Origin of the sequence: Marinobacter sp. F3R08, assembly GCF_018860425.1 — a bacterium.
Lineage (GTDB): Bacteria > Pseudomonadota > Gammaproteobacteria > Pseudomonadales > Oleiphilaceae > Marinobacter.
The window spans coordinates 592954-608992 of record NZ_JAHKPI010000025.1 but is presented as its reverse complement, the minus strand read 5'-3'; the positions used below and the strand labels follow the sequence as shown (position 1 = coordinate 608992).

At 54.8% G+C, this 16039-nt stretch carries 22 protein-coding genes and 1 tRNA gene; 19 read left to right on the top strand and 4 right to left on the bottom strand.

Annotated features, from left to right (window positions below; translation table 11 throughout):
• The first annotated feature begins 72 nt into the window (after positions 1–72).
• From KO499_RS18170 to KO499_RS18125, 10 genes are all read left to right on the top strand, one after another.
• The gene (locus KO499_RS18170) at positions 73–1029 is read left to right on the top strand and encodes an acyl-CoA desaturase (RefSeq protein ID WP_215985158.1); all 957 of its coding nucleotides are present in this window, start codon (positions 73–75) and stop codon (positions 1027–1029) included.
• Positions 1026–1496 (top strand): nuclear transport factor 2 family protein, encoded by a 471-nt coding sequence (locus KO499_RS18165; RefSeq protein WP_215985157.1) that lies wholly within the window; start codon positions 1026–1028, stop codon positions 1494–1496. The genes KO499_RS18170 and KO499_RS18165 overlap by 4 nt, the downstream gene beginning before the upstream one ends.
• A complete protein-coding gene (locus KO499_RS18160) occupies positions 1493–2293 on the top strand; it encodes an SDR family NAD(P)-dependent oxidoreductase (protein ID WP_215985156.1) in 801 nt (266 codons plus the stop codon). The genes KO499_RS18165 and KO499_RS18160 overlap by 4 nt, the downstream gene beginning before the upstream one ends.
• Positions 2290–3555: an NAD(P)/FAD-dependent oxidoreductase gene (locus KO499_RS18155; protein ID WP_215985155.1), complete on the top strand. Its 1266-nt coding sequence runs from the start codon at positions 2290–2292 to the stop codon at positions 3553–3555. Before KO499_RS18160 ends, KO499_RS18155 begins: the two co-directional genes overlap by 4 nt.
• A gap of 2 nt (positions 3556–3557) precedes the next feature.
• Positions 3558–4442 carry a DUF1365 domain-containing protein gene (locus tag KO499_RS18150; protein ID WP_215985154.1) on the top strand — a complete coding sequence of 295 codons (885 nt, stop codon included), beginning with the start codon at positions 3558–3560 and terminating at the stop codon, positions 4440–4442.
• Positions 4430–5704 (top strand): SAM-dependent methyltransferase, encoded by a 1275-nt coding sequence (locus KO499_RS18145; RefSeq protein ID WP_215985153.1) that lies wholly within the window; start codon positions 4430–4432, stop codon positions 5702–5704. The genes KO499_RS18150 and KO499_RS18145 overlap by 13 nt, the downstream gene beginning before the upstream one ends.
• Positions 5701–6222: a DUF2878 domain-containing protein gene (locus tag KO499_RS18140; protein ID WP_215985152.1), complete on the top strand. Its 522-nt coding sequence runs from the start codon at positions 5701–5703 to the stop codon at positions 6220–6222. The genes KO499_RS18145 and KO499_RS18140 overlap by 4 nt, the downstream gene beginning before the upstream one ends.
• Entirely contained in the window at positions 6219–6959 is a 741-nt protein-coding gene (locus KO499_RS18135) for a hypothetical protein (RefSeq protein WP_323133367.1), read from the top strand. Before KO499_RS18140 ends, KO499_RS18135 begins: the two co-directional genes overlap by 4 nt.
• 81 nt (positions 6960–7040) lie before the next feature.
• The gene (gene xthA / locus KO499_RS18130) at positions 7041–7853 is read left to right on the top strand and encodes an exodeoxyribonuclease III (protein WP_215985151.1); all 813 of its coding nucleotides are present in this window, start codon (positions 7041–7043) and stop codon (positions 7851–7853) included.
• Between the two features lie 18 nt (positions 7854–7871).
• Positions 7872–8501, top strand: a complete 630-nt coding sequence (locus KO499_RS18125; protein ID WP_215985150.1) for a TetR/AcrR family transcriptional regulator — start codon at positions 7872–7874, stop codon at positions 8499–8501.
• Positions 8502–8510: 9 nt separating this feature from the next.
• On the opposite strand, the gene KO499_RS18120 is transcribed toward KO499_RS18125, so the two are convergent.
• Positions 8511–8924 carry a phasin family protein gene (locus KO499_RS18120; protein WP_215985149.1) on the bottom strand — a complete coding sequence of 138 codons (414 nt, stop codon included), beginning with the start codon at positions 8922–8924 and terminating at the stop codon, positions 8511–8513.
• A 347-nt stretch (positions 8925–9271) separates the two neighbouring features.
• Between KO499_RS18120 and KO499_RS18115 the strand changes: the two genes are divergently transcribed.
• The 4 genes from KO499_RS18115 (at position 9272) to hemH (ending at position 11814) form a co-directional block, all read left to right on the top strand.
• Positions 9272–9709, top strand: a complete 438-nt coding sequence (locus KO499_RS18115) for a YeeE/YedE family protein (RefSeq protein ID WP_215985148.1) — start codon at positions 9272–9274, stop codon at positions 9707–9709.
• A 4-nt stretch (positions 9710–9713) separates the two neighbouring features.
• Positions 9714–10139: a DUF6691 family protein gene (locus tag KO499_RS18110; protein ID WP_215985147.1), complete on the top strand. Its 426-nt coding sequence runs from the start codon at positions 9714–9716 to the stop codon at positions 10137–10139.
• Between the two features lie 97 nt (positions 10140–10236).
• Positions 10237–10668 (top strand): TIGR01244 family sulfur transferase, encoded by a 432-nt coding sequence (locus tag KO499_RS18105; RefSeq protein ID WP_215985146.1) that lies wholly within the window; start codon positions 10237–10239, stop codon positions 10666–10668.
• Between the two features lie 36 nt (positions 10669–10704).
• Complete coding sequence (gene hemH, locus KO499_RS18100; protein ID WP_215985145.1) at positions 10705–11814, top strand: ferrochelatase; 1110 nt, start codon at positions 10705–10707, stop codon at positions 11812–11814.
• Positions 11815–11855: 41 nt separating this feature from the next.
• On the opposite strand, the gene KO499_RS18095 is transcribed toward hemH, so the two are convergent.
• Positions 11856–12059, bottom strand: coding sequence for a hypothetical protein (locus tag KO499_RS18095; protein WP_215985144.1), 204 nt, complete (start codon positions 12057–12059; stop codon positions 11856–11858).
• 115 nt (positions 12060–12174) lie between these two features.
• Positions 12175–12265, bottom strand: a tRNA-Ser gene (locus tag KO499_RS18090).
• Positions 12266–12519: 254 nt separating this feature from the next.
• Here KO499_RS18090 and KO499_RS18085 point away from each other — a divergent pair.
• The 5 genes from KO499_RS18085 to KO499_RS18065 all read left to right on the top strand — a co-directional run bounded on the left by KO499_RS18085 (position 12520) and on the right by KO499_RS18065 (position 14721).
• The gene (locus KO499_RS18085; protein WP_215985143.1) at positions 12520–13239 is read left to right on the top strand and encodes a Bax inhibitor-1/YccA family protein; all 720 of its coding nucleotides are present in this window, start codon (positions 12520–12522) and stop codon (positions 13237–13239) included.
• Positions 13240–13334: 95 nt separating this feature from the next.
• Positions 13335–13751, top strand: coding sequence for a sulfurtransferase complex subunit TusD (gene tusD / locus KO499_RS18080; RefSeq protein ID WP_215985142.1), 417 nt, complete (start codon positions 13335–13337; stop codon positions 13749–13751).
• A 2-nt stretch (positions 13752–13753) separates the two neighbouring features.
• Positions 13754–14104 carry a DsrE family protein gene (locus KO499_RS18075; RefSeq protein ID WP_215985141.1) on the top strand — a complete coding sequence of 117 codons (351 nt, stop codon included), beginning with the start codon at positions 13754–13756 and terminating at the stop codon, positions 14102–14104.
• 5 nt (positions 14105–14109) lie between these two features.
• Positions 14110–14391, top strand: a complete 282-nt coding sequence (gene tusB / locus KO499_RS18070) for a sulfurtransferase complex subunit TusB (RefSeq protein WP_215985140.1) — start codon at positions 14110–14112, stop codon at positions 14389–14391.
• 3 nt (positions 14392–14394) lie between these two features.
• Positions 14395–14721 (top strand): TusE/DsrC/DsvC family sulfur relay protein, encoded by a 327-nt coding sequence (locus KO499_RS18065; RefSeq protein WP_215985139.1) that lies wholly within the window; start codon positions 14395–14397, stop codon positions 14719–14721.
• Between the two features lie 73 nt (positions 14722–14794).
• Here KO499_RS18065 and KO499_RS18060 read toward each other — a convergent pair whose 3' ends face one another.
• Positions 14795–15994 carry a hypothetical protein gene (locus KO499_RS18060; RefSeq protein WP_215985138.1) on the bottom strand — a complete coding sequence of 400 codons (1200 nt, stop codon included), beginning with the start codon at positions 15992–15994 and terminating at the stop codon, positions 14795–14797.
• Positions 15995–16039: the final 45 nt, after the last annotated feature.

Sequence of the window (16039 nt, the reverse complement as noted above, 5' to 3'; positions counted from 1 at the left end):
CTGTGATGGATGGCTCAGCCACCGTGTTGTCCGTTCAACCAAGCTTCCATTGAGAGAAAAGGCACCCTGGGTATGACCCGAAGGCAGCATTTGCTTACAAACATTCGGAGATGGTTCGATTCCGAGGCGGGTTCGGATCACATAGACACCACCTCAAGATCATTCAACATTTCGCGGGTTATTCCGTTCATAGCGCTTCATCTGGCCTGTTTACTGGCCTTCTATACCGGAGTAAGTGCATTTGCGATCGGGTTCGCACTGGCCTTCTTCCTGATTCGCATGTTTGCGATTACTGGATTCTATCATCGGTATTTTGCCCACAAGACGTTCAAGACCAGCCGGCCTGCCCAATTCGTGTTCGCCGTTCTGGGTGCCAGTGCCGCGCAACGCGGGCCGCTTTGGTGGGCTGCACATCACCGACACCATCATCAGCACTCCGATCAGGAACTTGACCTTCACTCGCCACATCAGGGCGGATTCTGGTGGTCTCATATGGGCTGGTTTACCTGTGAGGCAGGCTTCGCGACCGATGAACGGCGGGTCAGGGACTGGCTGAAATTCCCCGAACTCAAACTGATCAATCGCTTCGACTCTCTGGTGCCTGCACTGGCCGCCGTTGGCATCTACAGCCTCGGAGAGATTCTGGCGAACTGGGCACCAGGCCTGGGAACCAACGGCATGCAGTTGCTGATATGGGGATTCTTTATCTCGACTGTTGTGCTGTTCCACGCCACGGTATCAATCAACTCCCTGTCCCATGTCTGGGGCAGACGCAGGTTCGAAACCTCAGACGACAGCCGTAACAATTTCTGGCTGGCTCTGCTTACCCTTGGTGAGGGATGGCACAACAACCACCATCGCTGGCCCCAATCCGTGCGCCAGGGGTTCCGATGGTATGAAATCGATATGACGTGGTATGGCCTCTGGCTGATGTCAAAGCTGGGAATCATCTGGGAACTGAATCCTATTCCCCGGCACATTCAGGAAGAAACACGCGAGATGGATGAACGGAGGAGGAACAGGCAATGACAACCGCCTCACAGAAGATTGAAGTGGGTAAACGCAATCCTGCCATTCCGGTGACGCTCGACCACTTCCGGACACTGTTTAACGAACTCGACAAGGGAAACCTGAACAAGCTTTCTCAGGTCTATAGTGAAGATGTCCGGTTTCAGGACCCGCTGGGAACGGTTCACGGCCTTGACGAACTCACCCGCTACTTCGCCGGGGCCTACGCAAATGTGCTCTCCTGTCGGTTCGAGTTTGGCGACGCGGTGGTTCAGGGCGAGTCGGCAGCGGTGCCCTGGGTGATGCACCTGCGACACAAACGCCTTCGTAAAGGCCGGGAAGTACAGGTTCAGGGTATCAGCCACCTGGAGATCAGAGACGGCATGGTGTGTTACCACCGTGACTACTTTGATGCAGGAGAAATGCTCTATGAAAACCTGCCGCTGGTTGGCAGAGTTGTTCGCTGGATCAAGGATCAGGCCGGATGAGTGATCGCCTACAGGAAACCTCTAACATCTGGATTACTGGTGCCAGCTCTGGCATCGGAGAGTCCGTTACCCGGGCCCTGACCCGGGGTGGTCACCGGCTGGTTATTACCGGGCGACGCAAGGCAGCACTCGAGGAGCTTGTCTCTGATGCGCCCGAGCGGATTATACCGGCCGCAGCCGACACCACCAGCAAAGAAGAATTGCAAGCCATTGCCGGGACGCTGGAGAAACACGGCGACCTGAACATGGTTATCCTCAACGCCGGCACCTGTGAATACCTTGAGATTGCCCAGTACAGCAGCGATGTCATTGAAAAAAACATCCATACCAACGTCATTGGCACGGCGAGGTGCATCGACATAGCCCTGCCTGCGCTCCGGCGCACCCGTGCCAAAGGCCAGCCTGCGACGCTGGTCATAGTCAGCTCATCGGCCTGGTGGTTTCCCTTCGGCCGGGCCGAAGGTTACGGAGCGTCCAAGGCCGCGCTGACCTACTTTGCCCAGGCGCTCAGGGCAGACCTTGCAGCCGAAGGCATCGATGTGGTGGTCGTTTCACCGGGCTTCGTGAAAACCCCGCTGACCGATCGCAACGATTTCCCCATGCCGTTTCTGGTATCAGCAGAGGATGCTGCGGAGCGGATAGTCAGCGGCCTTGCCCGTGGACATAACGAAATCGCCTTTCCCAAACGTTTCACCTGGATGTTGAAAGTACTCGGCGCCCTTCCCCGGCCCCTGATTGATCGCATGGCAGCCTCGATGGCCAGCAAAAACAACGCTGAACAGGAAAACAATGGATGAATAGCGAACGTCAGCGAATTGCTGTCATCGGAGCCGGTGTCTCTGGCCTCACGGCTGCATGGCTTCTTGCCGAAAAACACGAGGTTCAGATTTTCGAGGCCGGCGACTACGCCGGTGGTCATACCAATACCGAACAGATTGAAGCCGGTGGCAGGACCTGGCCGGTAAACACCGGATTCATCGTATTCAACGACTGGACTTATCCGAATTTCATCCGACTGATGGAGCGCCTAGGAGTGGCCTCTGAAGTCAGTGATATGAGTTTCAGCGTGGACTGCAGCAGCACTGGACTGCAATACAACGGCACCAGTCTGAACACGCTGTTTGCGCAACGCCGGAACCTGATCAATCTGCCCTTCCTGAAGATGGTGCAGGAGATTCTCCGCTTCAATAAGGAGACCCGCACCGAACTTGAAGCAGGCAACATCAACAACGAGGAGACCCTGGGTGAATACCTGAACCGCAACGGCTACTCCCGCTATTTCAGAAACTTCTACATCGTCCCCATGGGCGCGGCGATCTGGTCGGCGCCCGAGATTGTTCTAGAACAGTTCCCGATCCGCTTCTTTCTTCAGTTCTTCAACAATCACGGCATGCTGTCCGTTGATGACCGCCCCACCTGGAGAGTCATTACCGGAGGGTCGGCCCAGTATGTGACCAAAATGATGGAGCGACTTGGCGACGCCACTCATCTGAACAGTCCGGTAGACAAAGTTGTAAGAACTGAAACCGGCGTAACGGTCTCTGTGAAAGGTCAGGAGCACCATTTCGATCAGGTTATTTTCGCATGCCACAGTGATCAGGCTCTGGCCATGCTCGGAGACCCCACTGACAAGGAACAGGATATTCTTGGCGCAATGGCGTTCCAGAACAATGATGTTGTGCTCCATACCGACAGCAGCGTTCTGCCAGGCAACAGACGTGCCTGGGCCGCCTGGAACTATTTCATTCCCGCGCACAACACGGAACCCGTCTCGGTCACCTATAACATGAATATCCTGCAGAACTTCCACGACGCACCGGAAACCTTCTGTGTGACGCTGAATCGCAGCCGGGATATCGATCCCGGCAAGGTGCTCAAGCGTTTCGAGTACGCGCACCCGTTATTTACCCTGGATGCGGTCGCTGCCCAGGAACGCTACGACGAAATTGGCAACCAGAACCGGACCCACTTCTGTGGCGCGTACTGGTTCAACGGCTTCCACGAGGACGGTGTTCGCAGTGCTCTGCGCGTAACCCGGGCCTTCGGGGTGGAGCTTTGAATGTGAACAGCCAGTGGCTGGAAGGCACCGTCAGGCACAGACGCAAGTACCCTGTGGCGCATGAGTTCAGCTACAGCACGGGTATGCTTGCCCTGGACACCGATGAATGGAACCAGGTCGCTGCTGTGAGCCCGTTATTTTCTCTGGAACGGCGCAACTGGCTGTCTCTGAAGCGCAAAGATTACTTCCGCCCGGACATCCCAGACCTGTCGGACGCAGTGAGAGATCATGTCGCTGAAGCCACCGGCTGGCGTCCGGACGGGGAAGTCGAGCTCATCACCCACCCCCGCTATTTTGGCTATGTGTTCAACCCGGTCAGTTTTTATTTCTGCTATCGGGCCGGAGACTGCCCTGCAGATGGTGCGGTTCCCAGAGTCATCGTCGCTCAGATTACCAACACGCCCTGGCATGATCGCCATGTCTATTGTCTCGAAACCATCGGTGCGGAACCTAATCAGGCCGGCTGGCGCACCGAACAGTTCGGATTCAGCAAGCGCTTTCATGTATCACCCTTCAACGGCATGAACCAGCACTATGAGTGGTCTTTCAGCTTTCGTGGCCCGGAGCTGAGAATTCACATGAATGTTCTGGAAGAGGGGCGCAAGCATTTCGACGCCACTCTGGTAGTCCAACGTACCCCCCTGACTCGTAAAGAAATGCATAGAAGTCTGCGAAAGTTTCCCCTGGAAGCTTTCAAGGTGGTGGTTGGCATCTACTGGCATGCCCTTCGGCTCAAACTCAAGGGAGCACCGTTCTACACCCACCCGGACAAACTGTCTGAAGACGATACCACCTACCGCCGTGGGCATGATGATGCCGGGCTGGATGTCTCCGGCTCCAGGACTAATGACAAGATTCGTGGAAGGGTAAGCTCATGGAGAACCTGAATACTTCTGTTAAAAACGCCACCCCCGGTTCCGGCAGTGTGCCGGCCCTCAGCCGATTCGCGAGAACCCTGGTGATTCAGCAGCTCTGGCTACTGGGCGAAGGTAGACTGACAATCCGGGAATCCGGTTTTGAGGATCTGGTGTTCGGCGATGGCAATACCAGGTATGAGCCTGCCGAACTGATTGTCCATGATCACAGCACCTGGCGAGACCTGCTCACCGGAGGCAGCGTCGGCGCAGCAGAGGCGTTCGTAGCCGGCGATTGGTCTACTCCCGATCTGGTTGCACTGCTTCAGTTCTTCACCCGCAACGTGGACCGGATGAACGAGTTCGAGGACCGGTTCAGCTGGATTACCAAGCCGGCGCTGAAGGGTCTGCACTGGCTTAACCGAAACACCAAAGAAGGCTCACGGAAAAATATCAGTGCCCATTACGATCTGGGCAATGACCTCTTCGAGGCGTTTCTGGACCCTACCATGATGTACTCCTCGGCCATCTACCCAAGTGCCGAATCCACACTGGAAGAGGCTGCAGTGCACAAACTGGATACCATCTGTCGAAAGCTGAATCTGCAACCTGACGATAAGGTGATTGAAATCGGTACTGGCTGGGGCGGCTTTGCCGTTCATGCGGCCAAAAACTATGGCTGCCACGTGACCACCACGACCATTTCCAGAGAACAGCTGGAGCTCGCGAGGGAGCGGGTTCAGAAGGAAGGCCTTGAAGACCGGATCACCCTGCTGTTTGACGATTACCGTGACCTGGAGGGGCAATTCGACAAACTCGTCTCCATTGAAATGATTGAAGCCGTTGGCCCGCAGTTCCTGGACAGCTATTTCTCCCAGATAAACGCACTGCTCAAGCCTGATGGCCTGGCTCTTGTACAGGCTATCAACATGCCGGAACAGCGTTACCAGCGTGCGCTGAAGAATGTGGACTTCATTCAGCGCTTCATCTTCCCGGGCAGCTTTATTCCCTCCTTCGGGGCGATTCTGGAGTCGGTTCGCAAAGAGAGCAAACTGGTTCTGACCCATGCCGAAGACACCGGCTTCCATTATGCCCGAACGCTCAGAGACTGGTGTGACCGCTTCATGGCCCAGCGCGACAAGCTGGAGTCCATGGGCTACGACGAGGCATTCCGACGCCTGTGGCACTTTTACTTTGCCTACTGCGAGGCAGGCTTCAGCGAGCGAGCCATTGGCGTGGCACAGCTGATTTTCGCCAAGCCCGGCAACAAGCGCGAGAATATTCTGAGCGTATGATCAACTCGGAAACGGTCCGTAACGTTCTGAATTTTCTTCTTTTCCAGGCCGGCTGGTTTGCCTGCGTGTTCTATCCAGGGCTGATCGGCGCGGGGATCGTAGTGTTATTTCTGGTCTTTCATTTCCTGCTGATAAGCCAGAAACGGATGACCGAACTGCAGTTCATCGGCCTGGGAACCGTGGTTGGCTCAGTTCTGGACGGCATCTGGTTTCACACCGGGATTCTCGACGACGGTACCGGCCAGGTAATGTTGACGCCACCCTGGTTGGTGGCCATCTGGGCCATTTTCATGACCACCCTGAGCCATTCGCTTGACTGGATCAGTAAGAAGCCGTGGCTACCTTTCGTGCTGGCGCCCTTTGCCGGCCCGTTCGCTTACTGGTCTGCAAGTCAGCTCGGTGCGGTAGAGCTGCCCGAACTGGTGCCCTCACTTTTTGCACTCGGGATTGGCTGGCTGGTTGTTTTCCCGCTACTCCTGTATGCCCGCAAAACGCTGTATCCGGAGCTGGTGGGGTGAGTAGCCCGTCCGGACTCGCTGCCCTGGCCCTGATGGCGGTAACCCTCCAGGCCTCGGCCCAGGAATTCCGGTTTACCGGTATGGCTTCCACCAAAGATGGCACTGGGATCTACGAGGAACACCACCAGGTTGATGGCACTTGTACAGGCGGGGTATTTCGCCCTCAACAGCATAGGGTTGCCTATTACAAGCCCGGGGAAGAGGCGTCGTTCGCCTATAAAACGCTTGATTACAGCGCTTCAGTGCTGCGCCCTGGCGTCGATTTCATTCAGCCGACCTTCGCTGAACAGATGCAAGTAAACTACCCTGAACCGGAAACCCTGTTAATTGAATGGCAGACGCCCCAAGGCGATTCAAAGCGCTTTGAGGTTGCCTACCCACCAGATACTGTTGTGGACTCCGGCTTTGATAACTTCGTCCGTCAGAACTGGCAGAGTGTGGTGGCTGGCGAATCTGTTGAATTTCGATTTCTCGGTCCTACCCGTGGCGAGCACTATGGCTTTGTGCTGGAGCGAGCCGAGAATAGCCGGCTGAATGCAGACCACATAGTGCAGATACGCCCAACGGGAATGGTGCTGAGGTTCCTTGTGGAGCCTATTGTCCTGGGTTACAGCGACTCCGGCGCCCTCTCTGATTACCTCGGACTGACCAATATTCGGAAAAATCGAGACGAAAACCATACGGCCCACATCCGCTATTCGGTGGATACCTACCCGAATTGCGAACTGACCCCCTAAAACGGCCTCCCGAGCCAAGGCAGACCCTGGGGGGCAATATGTTAAACTTCGGCGGGAATCAACGCCGGAGAGTTTTTTGCAATGATGTTCGTGTCTTTCAACGTCAACAGTATCCGCACACGCCTGCACCAGCTAGAGGCTGTCATTAATAGCCTTGCCCCCGATTTCATCGGCCTCCAGGAAACCAAGGTTCAGGACGACGACTTTCCCGTCGAGGCGATCCGTGAGCTTGGCTATCACGTGCATTTCCACGGTCAGAAAACCCATTATGGTGTTGCTCTGCTCTCGAAACTCGCACCGAAGGAAGTGATCAAAGGCTATCCCTGGGACGACGAAGATTCCCAGCGCAGACTGATTACCGGACATTTCACGGTTAACGGTGAGAACCTGACCGTAATTAATGGTTATTTTCCCCAGGGAGAAAGCCGCGACCATCCGGTGAAGTTTCCTGCCAAAGAAAAATTCTACGCTGACCTGATGCGCTATCTGGACGAGCTCGGTGAACATGGGGGCCATGTAGTGGTCATGGGGGATATGAACATCTCGCCAACCGACAAAGACATCGGTATCGGTGCAGACAACGCCAAACGCTGGCTGCGGAGTGGCAAGTGCTCTTTCCTTCCGGAAGAACGGGAATGGCTTGGCCAGGTAGAGTCCAGGGGGTATACCGATATTTTCCGGTATCTGCATCCGGATGAAACAGACACCTTCAGCTGGTTTGATTATCGCAGTAAAGGCTTTGACCGGGAGCCCAGGCGGGGCCTGAGAATTGACCTGATCATGGCCAATAGCAGCCTGCTGCCCAAAGCCCAACAAGCCGGTGTTTCCTACGACATTCGAGCCATGGAGCGGCCGTCCGACCATTGTCCGGTCTGGGCGAGCTTCGAGCTATAGAGGCCGGCCCGGCGCGACATGAAAAAAATTAAAACCCGCGACCGTATTCTTCAAACAAGCCTGGCGCTGTTTAACAGCGTCGGCGAACCCAATGTCACCACACTCCTGATCTCCGATGAGATGGATATCAGCCCGGGTAATCTTTACTACCATTTCAAAAGTAAAGGCGACATTGTCGAAGAGCTTTTCGACCAGTACGAGCACGAAATGCTGGATCTGCTGTCGGTTCCGAACGACGCCGATATCACGCTGGATCAACAGGGATTCTTTCTTCATCTGTTATTTGAAACAGTAGCGCGTTACCGGTTCCTCTATCAGGACCTGGTGAACGTGCTATCCCGCTACCAACCGTTGCAGGTAAGGTTTAAGCGGATCAAGAGGAAGAAAACGTTCGCCTTTCGGACAATTTGTGAGAGCTTCCAGCGCCAGGGAATCATGGAAATTGGCACGAAGGAACTTGACCCACTCTGTGAGCAGTTAACGCTAACCTCTTGTTACTGGAGTGCTTTTGACACGCTGTCGCACTTGGAAAACCGCGAGACAGTGGATCCAGGTCGCGGTGTTTACCAAATGATGCACCTTGTGCTTCCCTACCTGACTCCGGATTTCCAGGAAGAAGCCCGACTGATGAGTCGGGACTATCTTTGAACACCGTCGTTATTCTTCGTCGTCGCCCGCACGGCCCCGAAGGCGAGCAAGTTCAGACTCCAGCTTCTCGATGCGACGCTCAAGAGACTCAATGTCTTCGCGACGATGGATACCAAGCCGCCTGAGCGCACCGGACACCCGCTCATCAAACAGGTGCTCAAGTCGGTCCCAGGTGCCGGTGGCGCGCTCACGAACCCCCTCAACACGATCCTCAACCGATTTGATCTGCTTTTCTACGACACCCCGGGTCTTGTTTTCCAGTTGCTCACCCTCTTGGACAAGGCGATCGAAAAAGCGGCCGGTGTCTTCCTCGGCCTTGGTGTAGGCGCCCAGCCCTGCCAGCCAGATCTGACGGGCAGAGCCCTTGATTTTTGCCGCCAGCTGCGGATCGTTCTCTGGCTTATTGTCACTCTCATCCGACATAAAACATCCTCGGGGGTACGGATACTTCTTACAGAAGCCCATTGTATTACAGGTTTCGTCGCATTTCAGTCAGTCCGAAAACCGCATAGTGAAAGGCGGCAGTATAAAGACGCATCCAATATGAAAAAATGTTTTCAAACGAGAGACGCTCTGGCTTGAAGTGTTCAAAATATGGTCAATACTTCCCAATACCGGTGTCCCAGCTGATGCCGGTTTGTCTGGAAGTCTTTCATGGATACTACTCGCACGCCTCCGCCCGGCATCCTTTGCCGGGCTTTTTTTTGGTATTATTGCCCCAAGATATATGCTTATTCCAAATCGAACATCCGTAATATGGGGACTATCAGATGATTGAAATCGCGTGGAATGACTTCACCCCCTGGTCAGCGCTGCTGGGCGGGATTTTGGTGGGTATTGCAGCGGCCAGCTTCCTGCTTCTGAACGGCCGCATTGCCGGCATCAGCGGCATCCTTGGCGGCCTCCTCGCCCCAGCGAAAGGCGATGTCATCTGGCGGCTGGCTTTCCTGGGCGGTCTGATCTGCGCACCGGCACTCTGGCTATTGGCAACGGATCTGCCAGCCATCGAAATCAATGCCGGCTATCCCGCGTTAATCATTGCCGGTGTGCTCGTTGGTATTGGCACCCGTTATGGATCTGGCTGCACGAGCGGCCACGGTGTCTGCGGCCTGTCACGTCTTTCTCTCCGATCACTGATGGCAACCCTCAGCTTCATGGGCGCCGGTTTTGCCACCGTGTACGTTATCCGTCATCTTTTGGGAGTCTGATGCCATGAAATATTCCCTAGCATCGTTGTTCGCCGGACTTGTGTTCGGCATTGGTTTGATTGCCTCCGGCATGGCGAATCCCGAGAAAGTGCTCGGCTTCCTCGACCTTGCAGGCTCGTGGGACCCTTCCCTCGCCTTTGTCATGGGTGGTGCCATTCTGGTTGGCGTGTTCGCCTTTGCGATCGCCCGTAAACGCACGTTATCGTTCCTCGGTTTCGACATAAAAATGCCAGCAAGCACGCATATCGACAAACGCCTGATCCTTGGCGGGCTCATGTTCGGTGTTGGCTGGGGAATTGCCGGTTTCTGCCCTGGTCCGGGGCTTGTCGCACTGGGCGCCGGTGAAATTAAGGCCGCCGTCTTTGTTGCCGCTATGATTGCCGGCATGGCCATTTTTGAAGTGATTGAGCGTAACCGCGCAAACGCCTGAACGGTTTCAGAAAATTTCCCTGCGGTCACTCTGACACAGCTCTGAGGCTGTGCGATGATAGTGACAGCGCCATTACCCGACCCGGAGACAACGTTTCATGGATATCAGAAAAATTGACGATCACATCTCGGTAACTCCGCAGATTTCCGTCGACGACGTGGCTGAGGCCGCAAAACTGGGATTCAGAACCCTCGTAGCGAATCGCCCCGATTGTGAAGAACCTGGCCAACCGCCAATGGCCGAGATTGAGGCCGCTGCCCGTGAGCAAGGGTTGACCTGGGTATATATGCCGGTGGCGTCAGGACATATTACTGATGACGACGTAGAGCAGTTTGCACCCATGATCCGGGACGCCGAAAAACCCGTATTGGCATTCTGTCGGTCCGGGACGCGCTGCACCGTTCTCTGGGCGCTGAGCTCGGCTCGCTCCAGGCCAGCCTCTGAAATCTTCACCAAGGCTCAGAACGCCGGCTACGACATTTCCGGTCTCGCCCCCCGGATGGCAGAACAAGCCTCCCGCAAAGGCTGAGTTACAACCGATCAATCAAAGCTCAGGATCCACTCTATGCAATTCAAAGGTTCACAGAACTTCAGCCACAACAGACCTGACCGTTTAGGTGTACTGGTAACCAACCTTGGTACTCCGGACGCGCCCACAACGTCAGCGCTCCGTCGTTATCTTGCTGAGTTCCTCTCGGACCCGCGAGTAGTCGAGCTGCCCCGACCTCTTTGGTGGATGATCCTGCATGGCGTTATTCTGCGCATTCGCCCCAAACGCAGTGCAAAAGCCTACGCCAGCGTTTGGCAGCCTGAGGGCTCTCCACTTCTGTTCCACACCGCCAGGCAGGCTGAGGGGATTCGGGAAGCGCTCAAGCATAAATATGGCTCAAATGTTGTGGTCGGATTTGCCATGCGCTATGGCAATCCCTCGATTGCTCGAGTTCTGGATGACATGCAGGAACAGGGCGTTCGCAAGCTGCTGGTACTGCCGCTATACCCTCAGTATTCAGCGTCTACCTCCGCGTCAACCTTCGATGCCATTGCCAAAGATTTCACCAGACGGCGGTGGCTGCCGGATTTTCGGTTTATTTCCCACTATCCGGATTTCCCACCTTATATCGAGGCGATGGCTCGCCACATCGAAGGACACTGGGCCAACCACGGGCGGAATGAAAAACTCATCCTTTCCTATCATGGGATTCCGCTGAAGTACCTCAACAAGGGCGATCCATACCATTGTGAATGCCATAAAACGTCACGACTGCTGGCGGAACGACTTGGCCTGAACAAGGAAGACTACATGACCACCTTTCAGTCGAGATTCGGCAAGGAAGAGTGGCTCAAGCCTTATACGGATGAAACCCTGAAATCCCTGCCAGGAAAAGGCGTAAAGTCCATCGACGTGTTCTGCCCCGGCTTCTCATCGGACTGCCTGGAAACCATTGAGGAAATCGACGAGGAAAACCGCGAATACTTCATGGAGGCTGGCGGCGCAGAATTCAGCTATATCACTGCACTCAACGCGACGCCAGGGCATATCGAGGCGCTCGTGAAGTTGATTGAAGAAAATCTGGAAGGCTGGCAAGTGCCAAAAAACGAGCCTGACACTCTGACCGCACGACAGCAAAGAGCCGACGAGCAAAAAGAGTTCGCCTATCCGGGCCGGAATCTCTGATACAGGCCATCTCTAAACCGGACGACGTCAGTTGCTCCGGTTTACTCTTTCTCCCCACCATCGTCCGAAAGATCCGGAACAGACTGGCAGAAGGTACACTCCTGTGTATCGACTGCCGCGCCACCCGCTTCCACATACCGGACCTTATGATTCGCCTTGCCCCGGTTTGCGGACACAGCGAACTTGCGGTCCCGGCGTTCTGTTGAACGGGGTTCAGTTGTCTGGGTTGTTTGAGAATCAGTCATAGGAAACCCTCGCGCTAACAATACCTGAATAATGAGGGTGAGACGGCGCTAAACCAAGTACGAATAAATACCGGGAGATAAAACAGAAGAAATACTTAAGAAGAGAGAGGAAAAATGGCGGTGGGCCAGGGATTCGAACCCCGGGAAGGCTACTAACCTTCGGCGGTTTTCAAGACCGCTGCATTCAGCCACTCTGCCAGCCCACCGTTTTTCCATTCACTGCCGTGCGACAGCGATGTGCATCATACCGGATTTGCTTGTGCTGTCAACGCTCTGCATAAAACCTGCCGCACTTTTAAACATTACCAGTTTTTAATGGAATCCAGCAGCGAGTTTCCGGTCGTAAATGATTGAAAGTCTGGAAACTGGCACTATGATCTGACCTAGATTCCTCAACCTGTTTCATTTACAGTTCAAGGCTGTTCCGCGATCAAAATCCTGGAACCCAACGGAGAGAAAGATGGAAAACAGACAATACAGTTACCAACAGAACCGAGGGAATACCATTGCCCGCGGCTCTGCGACAGATGCAATTAGCCCGGAAGCTTCCAAGGTTCTGAAAAACACCTACACACTGCTTGCCATGACTTTGCTGTTCAGCACGGTAATGGCCGCAGCCTCAATGTATGTGGGACTGGGCCGGGGCGCCAGCCTGATCTGCAGCCTCGGCGCATTGGCGCTGGTCTGGTTTGTTCTCCCCCGGACAGCGAACAGCAGCGCCGGCATTGGTGTTGTTTTCGCCTTCACAGGGCTCCTTGGGCTTTCCCTCGGGCCAACGATGAATTACTACCTGCAGTTCTCGAACGGTAGTCAGATTGTTATGCAGGCGCTGGGTGGAACGGCACTGGTCTTTTTTGCCTTGTCCGGCTATGTTCTGACCACCAAGAAAGACTTCAGCTTCATGCGTGGCATGCTGGTAGCAGGCTTGGTTGTTGTGCTGGTTGCGGCTGTTGGCGCCATGGTTGCCAGCCTCTTCGGTGTAGAAATCACAGCGTTCAGCCTCGCCATCAGTGCTGCGATCGTTTTCCTGATGTCTGGCTTTATCCTTTACGATACAAGCCGCATCGTAAATGGCGGTGAGCAGAACTACATTATGGCCACGACAGGACTGTACCTGAACATCTACAACCTGTTCCTTGCCCTGCTTCATCTGATCTCCGCATTCAGCGGTAACGATTGATGCAGCCATAGGCTCTGGCCTTTGGAAAGCCCCGGCACTTGCCGGGGTTTTTGCTTTCTGTAAACTGAAAAGGTTCTCTGGTAAGACGCGACGGCATGACCGACACAAGCACTCAATCGTTTACTCTGGTGATTACCGGTGCCCCCTATACGTCCCAGGCCCCGCAAACGGCTCTCGCCTTTGCCAGGGCTGCTGTTAATCTGGGCCACCGTCTTGATCGGGTTTTCCTCTACGGGGATGGGGTTCATCTGGCCTCGGCACTGTGTGCACCGCCATCTGATGAACCCCATTGGCCGGAAGAGTGGTCGCGTTTTCTCACCGATCACAGCATTCCCGGGGTTGCCTGCATTGCCTCTGCTCTGCGTCGTGGCCTGATCAACGAAACCGAACAGAAGCGCTACGAGTTGCCGGCCGCGAATCTGCGCGCTCCGTTTGAAATAGCCGGGCTCGGAGACTGGGTCGAGGGGCGGATAAAGTCCGCGCGCACGCTCTATTTTCACGCTGGAGACTAACCATGAGTACTCTGATCATGATTGATCATCCGCCTTATGGCACATGGATCGGGCGGGAAGCACTCGACATGGCGTTTTCCCTTGCAGCTTTCGATCAGCCGGCATCGCTTCTGTTCATGGGGGCTGGCGTTAACTGGCTGAGAAAGCCACAGGAAGCCGGCAGTATTGGCCAGAAGTCTGTGGAGAAGAACCTGTCAGCGGCACAGATATTCGGTATCGATGCAATCCTCGCCGATCGGGCAGCATGCGAGATCTACGGACTGGATGAGAATTCCCTCATCAAAGGCGTGACTCTGGCGGATGCCGATGCGGCCCTGCTATCCGATTATGACCACACAACGTTCGCAGGTTAGCCTGAATGACTGGCATTCACACATTGCACATTCTGAATAAAGCCCCCGACCACCCACGGGCTACCCGATGCCTCGAGATGATTTCTCCGGACGATGGCCTGTTGCTCATAGGTGGCGGGGTACTGTTTCTTTCCACCGGGTGCCTGCCTGATGCAGCCAAGGTATTTGCTCTGACTGCGGATGTCGATGCCCGCGGAATCGGGCATCTGAGTGGCAATACCAGCATGGTGGACTATACGGAAATGGTAGCGCTCTCACTGCAGGCACATCGGGTTATCAGTTGGTGAATCATGACCAGTAACGCAATACCACAGCGAAACAACGAAGGATTTCTTGAAGACGCCGAGGAGTGGACAGAAGGGGTTGCGACCGTGATTGCTGCCCAGGATGATATAAAACTGACTGAAAAGCACTGGGAAATCATTCAGTTTCTTCGCTCTTTTTACAAAGAGCATGAGATGTCACCTCCATCCAACCGCCTATTCGTGAAAGCCGTCAAAGAGGCATTGGGCGAGGACAAAGGCAACAGCATTTACCTGATGCAGCTATTTCCTGGTACGCCGGCAAAAACCGCCTGCCGGATTGCCGGACTGCCACGCCCCACCAATTGCCTGTAGCGCGCCCCTCTGCAAAGATGCCTACGAGCTCCGCTACCTTGCCGCCAAGAACCAGATAGGCGCGCTCTTGTTGCTAAAAACTCAAATAACTTAGCGAGAGGAACTGAATCATTCCCGTCAGGGCTCCGAACAGACCTCCCACAACCATCAACTGAATCTCCTCCTCCCGAAACGCAGGCCGAAGAACATCCTGGAATTCACGAGGTTTGAGTGCTTTCATCCGGTGGGACAGAATCTCTGAAACCACTGCCGCCTGATTTCGGTTGAAGCCCGGATCGCTGAAGACATCACGGGTAGCGAATACAGCCTTCTGGTTCATAACCTTTTTCAACTCTGTATAGCCGGTCATACCCACAGCCACCTGCGCGGTCAGCTTCATGACGACAGCATTATCCAGTAATGGTCGCAGATGTTTCTGGATAAGGGCCCGGGTTCTGTTGGCATGACTTCCATTGATCATCGCATCCGCAACCTTCTCGACGGTGATCAACTCCTCAGCAACAAGCCGTGCCCAGACCTCACTGATCTCGGATTGCCTCCGAAGAAACAGGCCCTGAAGATTCCAGAACAGGAAGCGTCGGGGTTTCAGCGGGGCGAAGATCAGGCTGATGGCAATCCAGTTGGTAACAAAGCCAATCACCAGGCCGCCTGCGGGTAGCAGCCAGGGCTCCGGATAACGGATCCATAAAGGCACAAGTAAGGCACCGAGAGCGCCACCGATAATCGCACCGCGGTTGATAACAGACTGCAGCTCCACCCTGCCCGCCTGCTGAAACATGCGGTTCATCATATCAGGGTGCTTTGCCAACTCGCGGCTGAGCAGCGCTTTGAGGTCGACCAGTTCGTCAAGCTCGTCGCCAACATCCTCCACCAACTCTTCTATGCAGGACGGAAGCTGGTCCCGGCCCCACCGGTAGATCCGGTTTTTCAGGAACTGTGGCAAATTATCCCAAAGCACCGGGTCGATTTCATACATGACCTCATCGATGTACTCGTCCATTCTGGGCGTAACCTGGGATATGACCTGTTGAACGATGCGCTGGGGTTCCAGCTTCTGATACACCGTGCTCAAGTCACCCATGCTCTGGAGGGTTCTGTCGATGCAAATGTGTGCCATTCTCTCGGCTTTACGCGGAATGACCCCCTGCCAACCAAACACTCCCACGCCGATATACTGGATCGGATAAAAGGACATCTGGATAGCAAGCCAGTTGGTTAGCCAACCGACTACCGCCGCCATCAGAGGCACGGACAGAAGCACAACGTCGAACAATTTTGACCCCGGCTGAAGAGTGTAAACCGGTCAAACCGGTAATAA